The sequence below is a fragment of the Erwinia aphidicola genome, assembly GCF_024169515.1.
Lineage (GTDB): Bacteria > Pseudomonadota > Gammaproteobacteria > Enterobacterales > Enterobacteriaceae > Erwinia > Erwinia aphidicola.
The window spans coordinates 320,192-333,718 of the sequence record NZ_JAMKCQ010000001.1; the positions used below are offsets into that span (position 1 = coordinate 320,192).

11 protein-coding genes are annotated in these 13,527 nt (G+C 57.1%); 6 read left to right on the forward strand and 5 right to left on the reverse strand.

What is annotated here, in order from left to right:
- Positions 1 to 35: 35 nt before the first annotated feature.
- Complete coding sequence (locus J2Y91_RS01330) at positions 36 to 563, reverse strand: GNAT family N-acetyltransferase (RefSeq protein ID WP_253536862.1); 528 nt, start codon at positions 561 to 563, stop codon at positions 36 to 38.
- Between the two features lie 123 nt (positions 564 to 686).
- On the opposite strand from J2Y91_RS01330, the gene J2Y91_RS01335 reads away from it, so the two are divergent.
- From J2Y91_RS01335 to J2Y91_RS01345, 3 genes are all read left to right on the forward strand, one after another.
- The gene (locus tag J2Y91_RS01335; RefSeq protein ID WP_133623135.1) at positions 687 to 1,928 is read left to right on the forward strand and encodes a DUF1479 domain-containing protein; all 1,242 of its coding nucleotides are present in this window, start codon (positions 687 to 689) and stop codon (positions 1,926 to 1,928) included.
- A gap of 295 nt (positions 1,929 to 2,223) precedes the next feature.
- On the forward strand, positions 2,224 to 3,909 hold the full coding sequence (locus tag J2Y91_RS01340) for a sensor histidine kinase (RefSeq protein WP_133625032.1): 1,686 nt from the start codon (positions 2,224 to 2,226) through the stop codon (positions 3,907 to 3,909).
- A gap of 14 nt (positions 3,910 to 3,923) precedes the next feature.
- Positions 3,924 to 4,652, forward strand: a complete 729-nt coding sequence (locus tag J2Y91_RS01345; protein WP_133623134.1) for a LytR/AlgR family response regulator transcription factor — start codon at positions 3,924 to 3,926, stop codon at positions 4,650 to 4,652.
- Positions 4,653 to 4,671: 19 nt separating this feature from the next.
- Here the strand turns inward: J2Y91_RS01345 and glk are convergent, their stop codons facing one another.
- Both glk and J2Y91_RS01355 read right to left on the reverse strand, forming a co-directional pair.
- Positions 4,672 to 5,637: a glucokinase gene (gene glk, locus J2Y91_RS01350; RefSeq protein ID WP_133623133.1), complete on the reverse strand. Its 966-nt coding sequence runs from the start codon at positions 5,635 to 5,637 to the stop codon at positions 4,672 to 4,674.
- A 158-nt stretch (positions 5,638 to 5,795) separates the two neighbouring features.
- A complete protein-coding gene (locus tag J2Y91_RS01355; protein ID WP_133625031.1) occupies positions 5,796 to 7,445 on the reverse strand; it encodes an alpha-keto acid decarboxylase family protein in 1,650 nt (549 codons plus the stop codon).
- A 207-nt stretch (positions 7,446 to 7,652) separates the two neighbouring features.
- On the opposite strand from J2Y91_RS01355, the gene mgrA reads away from it, so the two are divergent.
- Both mgrA and J2Y91_RS01365 read left to right on the forward strand, forming a co-directional pair.
- A complete protein-coding gene (mgrA, locus tag J2Y91_RS01360; RefSeq protein WP_133623132.1) occupies positions 7,653 to 8,642 on the forward strand; it encodes an L-glyceraldehyde 3-phosphate reductase in 990 nt (329 codons plus the stop codon).
- Between the two features lie 186 nt (positions 8,643 to 8,828).
- A complete protein-coding gene (locus J2Y91_RS01365) occupies positions 8,829 to 9,182 on the forward strand; it encodes a DUF2502 domain-containing protein (RefSeq protein ID WP_099754678.1) in 354 nt (117 codons plus the stop codon).
- A gap of 117 nt (positions 9,183 to 9,299) precedes the next feature.
- Here the strand turns inward: J2Y91_RS01365 and J2Y91_RS01370 are convergent, their stop codons facing one another.
- Positions 9,300 to 10,541 (reverse strand): Nramp family divalent metal transporter, encoded by a 1,242-nt coding sequence (locus J2Y91_RS01370; RefSeq protein ID WP_133623131.1) that lies wholly within the window; start codon positions 10,539 to 10,541, stop codon positions 9,300 to 9,302.
- A 439-nt stretch (positions 10,542 to 10,980) separates the two neighbouring features.
- On the opposite strand from J2Y91_RS01370, the gene J2Y91_RS01375 reads away from it, so the two are divergent.
- Entirely contained in the window at positions 10,981 to 12,165 is a 1,185-nt protein-coding gene (locus J2Y91_RS01375; RefSeq protein ID WP_048915289.1) for a NupC/NupG family nucleoside CNT transporter, read from the forward strand.
- Positions 12,166 to 12,221: 56 nt separating this feature from the next.
- Here J2Y91_RS01375 and J2Y91_RS01380 read toward each other — a convergent pair whose 3' ends face one another.
- Complete coding sequence (locus J2Y91_RS01380; protein ID WP_133623130.1) at positions 12,222 to 13,526, reverse strand: LLM class flavin-dependent oxidoreductase; 1,305 nt, start codon at positions 13,524 to 13,526, stop codon at positions 12,222 to 12,224.
- Position 13,527 lies beyond the last annotated feature (1 nt).

Sequence of the window (13,527 nt, forward strand, 5' to 3'; positions counted from 1 at the left end):
TTTCTGTAACCTGTCGAGAGGCAGAATAAAATTTTTTATCTGGCCGTATTAATGCGTCCAAACAGCCAGTCATTCACCCACTGGCCGCGCAGCAGATAATTATCCCGCAGCGTCCCCTCCAGCACGAAGCCGTTTTTTTCCAGCACCCGGCGCGAGGCGATATTGCCCTCCACCACCTGCGCTTTCAGCTTGTGGAACTCACACTGCGCCAGCAGGAAGTCACACAGCGCCCCCAGCGCTTCGCTGCCGTAGCCCTGGCCGAAATAGTCGCTCAGCAGCGAATAGCCCACTTCCACCTGCCGATGGGGAGCCCATTCCGGGTTCGCCCCCATCATGCCTATCGCCTGGTTGTCCTCTTTGCGGCGGATAACCAGGCACAGCATGTGAAAGCTGGTCACCTGCCAGGGCGCCAGCCGGTCCTGAAAACGCTGGCGGATATCGGCCAGCTGCGGTACTGCACTGATAAACTCCATGCAGGTTTCGTCAGTGTGGACCTGTAAAAAAAGCTGCCAGTCTTCCGGCTTCAGCCGGGTCAGTACCAGTCGTTGCGTGGTGAGTTGCATCGTTTCGCTCACTAAAAGGGGAAAAACCACAAAATAGTCATCTCTTTTATCTGCCGCTTTTTGGCCGTGTAATCGTCCTGCCCTACAGCAAAACGATAACAATTTTGTCACTGGAGAACGACCATGGCCCCTCTCAAAATCGACAATATTCCCGACGCAGTGCGCCAGATTAAAGCGCAGCTGCGCCAGCAGCTTCCCAACTATCGCCAGGTGTTTGCCGAACTGGATGCCGATATGCGCCGCCAGATTGCCACGCTCAACCATGAGCAGCAGCGCGGTGAGCATCCGGTACCGCAGCTTGAGGCCAACGATATCCTGAATCAGCGCGTGACGGAACAGCAAAAAAATCTGATCCGCCAGCGCGGCTGCTGCGTCATCAAAGGCGTGTTCACGCGCCAGCAGGCCAGCGACTGGAACCAGCAGATTGGCGATTACCTCGACGAGAATCAGTTTGTGGAAAAGCTAAAACATGCCGCCGAGGACAATTACTTTGGCGACCTGAAGCAGGGTAAGCCGCAAATCTACGGCATTTACTGGTCCAGACCCCAGGTGGAGGCGCGTCAGGATGCACGCATGCAGGCGGTGCAGGCATTCCTTAACTCGCTGTGGCAGAGCGAAAGCCACGGCCAGCAGCACTTCGACCCGACGCGCATCGTCAGCTACGCCGACCGCACGCGCCGCCGCCCACCGAACTCGGGTTCACTCGGCCTGTCGCCGCACGTGGATGGCGGGTCGCTGGAGCGCTGGCTGGATGAGAACTTCCGTCACGTCTACCGACACGTGTTTAGCGGCAACTGGCAGCAGTACAATCCGTTTGATGCCGAGAAACGCTGCGAAGTACGCGAATTTCCCTCCCCTGCCGTCTGCTCGATGTTTCGCACTTTCCAGGGCTGGACGGCGCTGACGCCGCAGCGCAAGCACGGCGGCACCCTGCAGCTGCTGCCGATCGCCAACGCCATGGCGTGGATTTTACTGCGCGCGCTGCAGGATGATGTCGCGGAGGATGACCTGTGCGGTGCCGCTCCGGGGCGCGCTTTATCGATTAGCGAGAAGTTTCATCCTCTTTTACTTGAAGGTTTTTCCTCTATTCCCGATATGGAAGCGGGCGACACGGTGTTCTGGCATTGCGACGTGGTTCACGCCGTGGAAAATGAGCATCAGGGCGAGTTCGACAGCAACGTGATGTACATTGCCGCCGCGCCGTGGTGCGAGAAAAATGTCGCCTATTTACAGCGCCAGTGGCCCGCCTTTGTTGAGGGGCGTTCGCCACCGGATTTCGCCGCCGACGATTTCGAAGTCGATTTCGTCGGGCGCGCCACCGCGCAGGATCTGACGCCATTGGGCAAGCAGCAGATGCTGGAGTAACCCTGCGGGGCGATCGAAAAAAGGTCCCCCGTGAGGGATCTGCACAAACATTGTGCCTGGATATTGTCGCGGGGTGACCGGTGTCAGGTTTCAGGAGGCGGTTAGCGGACGTTTAGCGAGGTAAGTCGTTTCTGGGAATACCCCAGTGGTTGCCCCCTGTTTATCCGGGAAAAATTGATCCAGGCCGGGATTAACCGATTGCCACGCTGTGATCCCTGGCACATCCCGCCCGCTTTCCCTATCATAGCGCCACTGTTTTCCGCCAGCCGAGATGCCCGTGCATTCGATGTTTGAGATGTTGCTCGCCGTGTTTGATCGCGCAGCGCTGATGCTTATCTGCCTGTTCTTTATTACCCGTACCCGTCATTTCCGGCAGCTGTTGCAGAAGGACGAGCACTCGCGCCAGGAGCTGCTGGCGGTGACCGCTATTTTCTCGCTGTTTGCCCTGTTCAGCACCTGGACCGGCATCAATGTTGAAGGGTCGCTGGTCAACGTGCGCACCATCGCCATTATGTCCGGCGGCATCCTGTTTGGCCCGTGGGTCGGCATCGCCACCGGAGTGATTGCCGGGCTGCACCGCTTCCTGATCGACATTGACGGTGTGACTTCGGTACCGTGCCTGATCACCAGCATTGCCGCCGGGATCGTCTCCGGCTGGATCAATCTCAAAGTGGTGAAAGAGAAGCGCTGGAGCAGCGGCATTATCGGCGGGATGGCCTGTGAAACGCTGACCATGGTGCTGATTGTGCTGTGGGCGTCACCGACCTCACTGGGCGTCGATATCGTCTCTGAGATTGCCATTCCGATGATCCTCGGCGCGGTCAGCATCGGTCTGATCGTGCTGCTGGTGCAGAGCGTGGAGGGGGAAAAAGAGGCTATTGCCGCCCGCCAGGCGAAGCTGGCGCTGGATATTGCTAATAAAACTCTGCCGCTGTTCCGCCAGGTCAACAGCCAGTCGCTGCGCCAGGTGTGTGACATCATCCGCAGCGATATCAACGCCGATGCGGTGGCGATGACCAATACCCGCCAGATCCTCGCCTACGTTGGCGTGGGCGAAGGCAACTATCGTGACGGCGATGACGGCATCAGCCCGACCACGCTGGCGGCGATTTCACAGGGTAAAATCATCATTAAAAATAATGATGAGGCGCACCGCACCCCGGAAATTCACTCGATGATTGTCATCCCCCTGTGGGAAAAAGGCGAAGTGACCGGCACGCTGAAGATCTACTATCGTCATGCGCACCGCATTACCTGGTCACTGAAAGAGATGGCGGTCGGGCTGTCGCAAATTATTTCCACCCAGCTGGAAGTTTCACGCGCTGAGCAGCTGCGCGAAATGGCTAATAAGGCGGAGCTGCGCGCCCTGCAAAGCAAGATCAACCCACACTTCCTGTTCAACGCGCTCAATGCCATCTCCTCCTCTATTCGCATTAATCCCGATACTGCGCGCCAGCTGATTACCAATCTTTCGCGCTATCTGCGCTATAACCTCGAACTGAATGACGATGAAACCATCGACATCAAAAAAGAGCTGTATCAGGTGAAAGATTATATCGCCATTGAGCAGGCGCGCTTCGGCGACAAGCTGACGGTGATTTACGATATCGATGAAGATGTCAACTGCCCGCTGCCCAGCCTGCTGATCCAACCGCTGGTGGAAAACGCCATTGTCCACGGCATCCATCCCTGCCGGGGTAAAGGCGTGGTGACGCTGAGCATTAAGGATCAGGGCCATCGCGTGCGTATTGCGGTGCGCGATACCGGCCACGGCATCAGCGAAGAGGTGATGGCGCGCGTGAAGCGCAACGAAATGCCGGGCAACAAGATCGGCCTGCTGAACGTGCATCACCGGGTGAAGCTGCTGTACGGCGAGGGGCTGCATATCCACCGTTTTAATCCGGGTACCGAAATCACCTTCTACATCAGTAAGAACGGCGCCATGTTGCCGGAAAACCAGAGTGTTTCATTGACTGCCTGAGATGGGAAACCGATGTGAAAGCAATAATCGTTGAAGATGAATTTCTTGCCCAGCAGGAGCTGAGCTGGCTGATCCGCCAGCACAGCAGCATTGTCATTGAAGCCACCTTTGATGACGGCCTCGACGTGCTGAAGTACCTGCAGAGTCACCAGGTGGACGTGATATTTCTCGATATCAATATTCCGTCGCTGGACGGCATGCTGCTGGCGCAGAACATCAGTAAGTTCGCCACTAAGCCGCTGATCGTGTTTATTACCGCCTATAAAGAGTACGCGGTAGATGCCTTTGAGCTGGAAGCATTTGACTACATTCTCAAGCCATGGTCAGAGATGCGCATCGTCACGCTGCTGCGCAAGCTGGAAAACCATGCGCAGAGCAGCGCACAGCTCAGCAGCACGGCGGCGCGCCCTGCTCCGTACACCATTAATCTGGTGAAGGACGAACGCATTATCGTCACCGATATCAACGATATCTATTACGCAGAAGCCCATGAAAAGCTGACGTTTGTCTATACGCGGCGGGAAGAGTATGTAATGTCGATGAATATCACCGAATTTTGCAGCCGCCTGCCGGAGGCGTATTTCTTTCGCTGCCACCGCTCATACTGCGTCAATCTGAGTAAGATCCGCGAGATTGAGCCGTGGTTTAACAACACCTATATTCTCAAGCTGCGCGATATGGAGTTCCAGGTTCCGGTCAGCCGCAGCAAGGTGAAGGAGTTTCGCCAGCTGATGCGGCTGTAGCGCCGCATCAGCCTGGAGATTACAGCACGCGGCCCAGGGTCTGACGCAGGTGCGCGCCCGCGCCCAGCAGGCCCGGCTGATCGTGAGTGATCATAAAGACCGGAATGCGCGAGGTGTAGTCGCGGAAGCGGCCTTTATCTTCAAACGCCGCACGGAACCCGGAGGCTTTAAAGAACTCCAGGAAACGCGGCACGATGCCTCCGGCGATGTAGACACCGCCAAAAGTGCCGAGATTCAGCGCCAGGTTGCCGCCAAAACGGCCCATGCAAACGCAGAACATCGACAGCGCACGGCGGCAGTCGGTGCAGCTACCGTCAAGCGCCCGCTCGCTGACATCGCGCGGCTTGAGGTTTTCTGGCTCCCGGTCATCTGATTTAACAATCGCCCGATACAGGTTTACCAGCCCGCCGCCGGAGAGAATACGCTCGGCAGAAACGTGGCCGAGCTCAGCGCGCAGTACCTCAAGGATCATATCTTCTTCGTCGCTGTTAGCAGCGAAATCAACGTGGCCGCCCTCGCCCGGCAGGCTCACCCAGCGCTTATCCACGTGGACCAGATGCGCCACGCCGAGCCCGGTGCCCGCACCATACACGGCAACCGGCTTATCCTGCACCGCCGGTTCGCCGCCGAACTGCAGCACGTCGTCAGGCGACAGCATCGGGATCGCCATCGACACGGCGGTAAAATCGTTGATGATCTCCAGCGACTCGAAGGCCAGGCTGGCTTTCATTTTACTGGTGGAAAATGCCCAGTCATGGTTGGTCATTTCGACCCAGTCTTCCGTGATTGGGCAGGCGATGGCAATACAGCCATGCTTAATATCCTGCTGCTGTTCATCCAGATAAGCGCGGATCACCGCTTCCAGACTGGCATAATCTGTCGTGGGGAACGTTTTGGCTTGTGAAATAGCACCGGTCTCAACTTCACACAGTGCCAGGCGCGCATTGGTGCCGCCGACATCACCTACCAAAGCATACTTAGTCATTATTGTTTTGCTCCACTTACGTCAATTAGACACACTATAAATTCCCCCCGTTAAAACGACAACGATCAGCGGAAGTAAAACCTACGCGAGCGTTACCTTAACGGGGTTAGTGCTTTTTGCCCACGGGCAACAGTCTGAATTGCGCACTAAATGGCAGTTTAGCTGCTGTTACGCTGATGCAGCGCCTGGGTGACGGCGGCCAGCAGCGGCGGAATGTCCTGCTGCGGCAGCACCACTTCCACCAGCGACAGGCGCGAGTTCCCCTCAAGCAGCTTCATCACTTCCTGCAGCTGCACCGTTTGCGTTACGCGCCAGCTCTGGGCCTGACAATCGACGTTCAGCGCCTGCGGCAGCCGCGTCCAGTCCCAGTGAGCGATATCGTTATAGCGCTGCTCTGCGCCGTGGATGGCACGCTCGACGGTGTAGCCATCATTATTGAGCAGGAAAATCACCGGTTTTTGCCCATCGCGCAGCATCGATCCTATCTCCTGCGCCGTCAGCTGGGCCGAACCGTCACCGATTATCAGCACCACGCGGCGGGCAGGCTCTGCCGTTTGCGCGCCAAAAGCCGCCGGTAATGTGTAGCCGATCGATCCCCACAGCGGCTGAACCAGCAGGCGGGCATCCGGCGGCAGGCGCAGAGAGGCCGCACCGAATGCCGCCGTTCCCTGATCGGCCAGAATAATATCCCCGGGGCGCAGAAACGCCTGAATCAGCGGCCAGAAGCTGTTTTGCGTCAGATTGTCTGAGCAGTCCCCTTCCAGCTGCGGCGGCGCAACAATGGCGCGCTGCCAGCCTGCACCATGCTTACGTGCCAGCTGGTGCAGCACTTCCAGCGCAGTCGCCATGGGCAGCTCGAACGTCTGGTCACCGATGCGGCTGCGATATAGCCCGACGTCAATGGTTTTTGCGCTGTCAATCTGCTGAGTAAAGCCGGCGGTAATGGTATCGGTATACATTACCCCCACGGTAACCAGCACGTCGCTCTGCTCGATCACCTGTCGAGTGTGTGGCGCACTGGAGGCCCCGGCATAGGTGCCGGCAAAGCCATGCAGCGTTTCCGGCAGCAGGCTTTTTCCCATCAGCAGCGTGGCAAATGGCATCGGCACCTCGCGCAGCCAGCGCACCAGCGGTTGCTGCTGCCCGGCACGATCGGCGAGGAAGTCAGCCAGCAGCGCCACGCTGGCGGCCGGGGCCAGCTTCAGCTCTGCGGCATCGGCAAAGGCCGCCCGCTGTGTGCTGTTGTGAGTGACGGGCAGCAATAACGGGGTTGAAGGCGGTGAAAGCGGGCTTTCTGCCACGTTGGTCGCCAGCAGCAGATAGACCGGGCGATACCCGGTCAGCGCGGCAATCAGCACCCGGTCAATCTCTGCGGCCGCGTTCTCTGCCGTCAGCACGCTGCTGGCGACGGAAATTTCCTGATGCATACGCATAAAGTGGCGGAAGTCGCCATCGCCCAGCGTGTGGTGCAGCAGCTCACCCTTATTCTGTGAGGTTTGTGAGGGCGCGCCAACGATATGCACCACCGGCAGATACTCGGCATAGCTGCCCGCCACGCCATTGATGGCGCTCAGTTCACCCACGCCAAAAGTGGTCAATAACGCCGCTGCCCCGCGGCAGCGGGCATAACCATCCGCCGCATAGGCGGCATTAAGCTCGTTGGCACAGCCCACCCAGGCAAGACGCGGATGGTCGATAACGTGGTCAAGAAACTGCAGGTTGTAGTCCCCGGGCACGCCGAACAGATGATCGATACCGATCTCATTTAAACGCGTAAGAAGATAATCCCCAACGGTATAACTGCTCATCATTCGGCTCCTCATGGCGGTATGAATTGAGTATTAGCGATTATTTTCACTCTGTTATAGGAAACTCCTTTGACCGCGTGGCAACAGATCGTTACGCCGTTCAGATTTATCTTTAAGTTGCGATCCATCCCGCTCTTTCGCTTAGTGTAACCGTATACACTGCTATGCTATCCCGCGTCCTTACCGTTTCAATCACAGGATTTACTCATGGTTTATCAAGCAGATGCCCAGCGTTATGAGAAAATGACCTACCACCGCTGCGGGCGCAGCGGCCTGAAACTCCCGGCAATTTCACTGGGTTTATGGCACAACTTTGGCGACAGCACACGCGTGGATAACAGTCGTGACCTGCTGCGCCATGCTTTTGATAACGGTATCACCCATTTTGATCTGGCCAATAATTACGGTCCGCCTCCCGGCTCGGCCGAGGAGAATTTTGGCCGGATTCTGCGCGAAGATTTTCGCCCGTATCGCGATGAGCTGGTGATCTCCAGCAAGGCGGGTTACACCATGTGGCCAGGACCTTATGGCGACTGGGGTTCGCGCAAATACCTGATTTCCAGCCTGGATCAGAGCCTGCAACGCATGGGGATGGAGTATGTGGATATCTTCTACCATCACCGCCCGGATCCGGAAACGCCGCTGGAAGAGACCATGGCAGCGCTTGACCATCTGGTGCGCCAGGGCAAAGCGCTGTACGTGGCGCTTTCCAACTACCCGGCAGAGCTGGCCGCGCAGGCGATTGCTATCTTGCAGGATCTCGGCACGCCGTGCCTGATCCACCAGCCGAAATATTCGATGTTTGAGCGCGCACCGGAAGGTGGCTTGCTGGATGTGCTGGCGCAGAAGGGTGTGGGCAGCATTGCCTTCTCCCCGCTGGCCGGTGGTGTGCTGACCGACCGCTATCTCAACGGCATCCCGGAAGATTCCCGTGCAGCCAGCGGCAGCCGTTTCCTCAGCAGCGATCAGCTGACGCCGGAGAAAATGGAGAAGGTTCAGCGCCTGAATGCGCTGGCGCAGCAGCGCGGGCAAAAGCTGTCGCAGATGGCGCTGGCGTGGGTTTTACGCGGCGGCCACGTCACCTCGGTGCTGATTGGCGCCAGTAAAACTGCGCAGATTGATGATGCGGTGCAGATGCTCAACAAGCGTGATTTCAGCGCAGATGAGTTAGCCCGTATAGAGTCAATTCTGGCTTAATCCCGCCATGCGGGCCGACCGGAAGAGAGGGTCGGCCCCAACGAGAATTGCCCCTTTCCCCCCTGCAGAAAAATCCCAATTCGCCGTTTTTGCGCGTTTATCAGAATTCACCAGGCGTTAAGCCAGCAATCTCGTTATATTGTGCTGCTACAGCGGAGAAGGCAGACCGCTGATAAAGGAGATAATATGAAACGCTTATTGCTTGTTGCCACTTTATTGGCAAGTTTGTCCCCGTTGGCGGTACACACAGCTTATGCCGACAGCGCACGTATTACTTTAGCCCCGGGAGTGACGCTGCATTTGGGCGACCGCGACGATCGCGGACGCTACTGGGACGGCGGCCGCTGGCGCGACAACCACTGGTGGCGTAATAATTATCGCTACAATGAAGGGCGCTGGTGGCGACACGAGCAGTGGCGACGCCATGAAGCAGAGCGCCGACATCATGAAAGGGAAAGGGAGCGCCGCTGGCGCGACCACGAGCGCCATCGTGAATGGCGTCACGACCACGGTCGCCATCACGGCCACGACCGTTGGTAACCATCCTGGCGGGTCAGGCATGCCTGACCCCTACGAAAAACATCCATTTGAATGCTGCGGCATAGGCCGCATGCATAACGTTAAGCGTAGGGGCGGCGGCATGCCCCGCCCGGTTTTTTACAAATTCATTCCCATCGATACCAGCAGATACCCATTCAGCACCACCACAACCGCGACGATCAGGCGGCCAACGTTCTGCATCAGGCGCGAGTTCACCATATCCCCCATCAGCTCACGGTTGCCGGTAAAGACCAGCAGAGGCACCAGCGCCAGCGCAATACCGAAGCTGAGCAGTACCTGGCTCATCACCAGTATCCGCGTGGGTTCCCAGCCTGCCATAATCACAATAAAGGAGGGCAGCATGGTGATCACGCGTCGCACCAGCAGCGGAATATGGAAGTGGATAAAGCCCTGCATCACCACCTGCCCGGCCATGGTGCCGACCACGGTAGAGGACAATCCTGCTGCCAGCAGGCTAAGGCCAAACACCAGCGCGGCGGCTTTACCTAACAGCGGGTCCAGCGTCAGATACGCCTGGTCGAGATCGGCAATCCCGCTGTGGCCGCTAAAGTGGAATGCGGCAGCCGCCGTGGCCATCATCGCCAGATTCACAAAGCCGGCGATAGTCATGGCAATCGCCACATCCAGCTTGGTTGAAGAGTAGCGCTGCTCCCGTGTACCGCCATCGCTGCTGTTCTGCGTCAGCGAGGAGTGCAGGTAGATGACGTGCGGCATAATGGTCGCGCCAAGCACCCCCGCCGCCAGCAGCACGGCATCTGCGGTTGGCAGTGATGGCACCGCCATACCCTGCAGCAGGTCGACCACCTTCGGCTGCGAGAAAAACAGCTCAATCACATAGGCCGCCGCGACAAACAGCAGCAGGCCACCGATCACCAACTCCAGCGGCTTTGAACCACGGCTTTGCAGCATCAGGATCAGAAACGTTGCCACACCGGTGAGCATCGCCCCCTGCAACAGGCTGACGCCAAACACCAGCTTGAAGCCTATCGCCGCGCCGATAAACTCGGCAAGGTCGGTTGCCATGGCGATAATTTCCGCCTGCACCCAGTAAAACCACACCGCCGGGCGCGGAAAACGATCGCGGATATGCTCGGCCAGATTTTTGCCGGTAGCGATACCCAGCTTGGCAGACATCAGCTGGATCACCATCGCCATGATGTTGGCCCAGACAACGACCCACAGCAGGGTGTAACCGTAAGAAGCACCTGCCTGGATATTGGTGGCGAAGTTGCCGGGGTCGATATAGCCAATCGCCGCAATAAAGGCTGGCCCCATCAAGGCAAATTTGATTTTACGACTACTGCGGACGTTCTGCTCCGCAGTGCGGCTTTCCGACATAGCTGTTACCCCTGCTGCTAAACACCTGACAATTATCATGCCTTTAAGTGATAATGATTATCAAGTGCATTTAAAATGGTTATCTTTATCGCTGTGATAGCCAGCGCTATGAGTTATAGCAATGGCTATACTTTTAGATAAAGTACGGCAACGCCAAAAAATGAGCAACCTTTTTCACTGTAGGGTATCTGGCATTCACTTACCACTTGTGCGGTGATTTTTTCATCGCAATTCAGCCAGGATTGTTTTAATAAAGAGGTCGGTAAGCGCAACTTTACGCGTAAGCTGTTAAAAAAGAGTGAAAACCTGTGACGCCTCAAGCTTTTCTGTAATCTGCTGCAATAGGGAATTGTTATATTGAGGCATAGATCTCGTTTTTCCGGTTCCTGTTACATAGAATGTGCAACGAAATATAACAGCCCTCAAATTTGGAGCAAATATGTCCCGCATTCTTCACTTTGCTTTGGCACTGGTGGTGGTGACTCTGCTGGCCTTGTTAGTCAGCCGTGACCGTAAAAACATCCGTGTCCGCTTTGTCATACAGCTATTGGTGATTGAAGTCGCCCTCGCCTGGTTCTTCCTGAACTCGGAAGTGGGTCTCGGCTTCGTCCAGGGGTTCTCAAATCTGTTCGAAAAATTACTGAAGTACGCGGCGGAAGGGACCAACTTCGTCTTTGGTAATATGAGCGATAAAGGTCTGGCCTTCTTCTGGCTTAATGTGCTGTGCCCTATCGTCTTTATCTCTGCGCTGATCGGCATCCTGCAGCACTTCCGCATTTTGCCCATCGTCATCCGTGCCATCGGTACCGTGCTGTCAAAAATCAACGGTATGGGCAAACTGGAGTCTTTCAACGCCGTCAGTTCTCTGATTTTGGGACAGTCAGAAAACTTTATTGCGTATAAAGATATCCTTGGAAAAATGTCCGAACGCCGCATGTACACCATGGCAGCGACCGCGATGTCGACCGTTTCAATGTCGATTGTCGGCGCCTACATGACCATGCTGCAGCCAAAGTATGTGGTCGCCGCGCTGGTACTCAACATGTTCAGCACCTTTATCGTGCTGTCATTGATCAACCCGTACCGCGTTGATAGCGAAGAAGACCTCAAGCTGGGGAATACCCATCAGGGACAGAGCTTCTTCGAGATGCTGGGCGAATATATCCTCGCCGGTTTCAAAGTGGCAGTGATCGTGGCAGCGATGCTGATTGGCTTTATCGCCCTGATCTCCGGGATTAACGCGCTGTTCGACTTTATTTTCGGTATCAGCTTCCAGGGCATTCTTGGCTATGTCTTCTTCCCGTTCGCGTGGGTGATGGGCGTGCCGGCTCATGAAGCGCTGCAGGTCGGCAGCATCATGGCGACCAAACTGGTATCAAACGAGTTTGTGGCAATGATGGATCTGCAAAAAATCGCCGGTACGCTGTCACCGCGTGGTGAAGGCATCCTGTCGGTGTTCCTGGTATCGTTTGCTAACTTCTCCTCGATCGGTATCGTGGCGGGTGCCATCAAAGGCCTGCATGAAGAGCAGGGCAACGTAGTTTCCCGCTTTGGCCTGAAGCTGCTGTACGGCTCAACGCTGGTCAGCGTGCTGTCGGCCTCGATTACGGGTCTGGTGCTGTAATAGGTTTGCGGGCTGACCGAAAAAAAGGTCAGCCCTGTGCCAAATCCCCCTTCGATTCACAACGGTACCGCCAGGTGCTCGCGCAGCGTTTTCCCCTGATACTCCTTTCTAAAGGCCCCGCGCCGCTGTAACTCCGGCACCACGTAATCGGCAAAATCATTCAGTGACGCAGGCATATCGGCCGGCATCAGCACAAATCCATCGCAGGCCCTCTCCTCTACCCAGCGAATCATCTCGTCAGCTATCGAGCGTGGTGTGCCCACCAGCAGCGGGAATGAGGCACTGGCGGCATAGGTTTTCGCCACCTGCGCCAGCGTCTTCCCTTCCTGCCGCGCCTGCCTGATCACATATTCAAAGCGCCCTTTGCTGCCGCTGATCTGCGCAAAGATATCCGGGAACAGCTCATCAGGGTCATGCTGTGACAGATCGTAATTCATGCTGGCCGACATAAAGCTCAGGCCCGCCAGCGGGTTAACCAGTTCGTCCAGCTCACGGCGTTTCTCTTCAGCCGCCCGCTGCGTGGCGGCCACCACTGGCATAATTCCCGGCAGCACTTTGCAGGCGGCGGGCGGGCGACCGTGCAGGGCCATCTGCTGTTTGAACTGCTGATAGAACAGCTGCGCGCGTGCCAGCTCGGGCTGCACGGTGAAGATCACCTCCGCCAGCCGGGTCGCCACCTGCTGGAAATCCGCCGAGACGCCCGCAAGGATCTGCACCGGCCTGCCCTGCGGCGGCTGGCTGACCGTCAGCGGACCTTTGATTTGAAAATGTTTGCCGTGGAAATGGCTGTAGCTGACCTTGCTGGCATCGACATACACGCCGCTGGCTTTATCAGCCACGCGCGCGCCGGGTTGCCAGCTCGCCATCAGCAGCTGCACCGCGTCGATAAACTCGGCCGCGCGCTGATAGCGTTCGCCGTGCGGGGGCAGCTGCTGACGGCTGAAGTTGTGCGCTTCGCCGTCGTTAGTCGACGTCACCGCATTCCAGGCGGCGCGCCCGTGGCTGAAGTGATCCAGGGTCGCCAGCGTGCGCGCCGCGTGAAACGGTTCGCCATAGGTAGTCGACAGCGTACCCCCCAGCCCGATGCGGCGGGTGAACAGGCTGAGCGCGGTCAGCAGCGCCATCGGTTCCGGGCGCGCATAGCCGGGACGATACTGCACGGTAGTGGCGATGTCCGCACCGTAGATATCATCGATCGACAGCTTATCGGCAATAAAGGCGAAGTCGAATTTTGCTGCCTCGGCCTTCTGCACCAGCTTCAGCCAGGTTTCCAGCTGCATCGGGTCCGGGTTTTCGGCGTCAGGATGGCGCCAGCCGCCCGCATGCAGCCCGGTGTCGCTCAGGTAGAGTGCCAGGTGCATA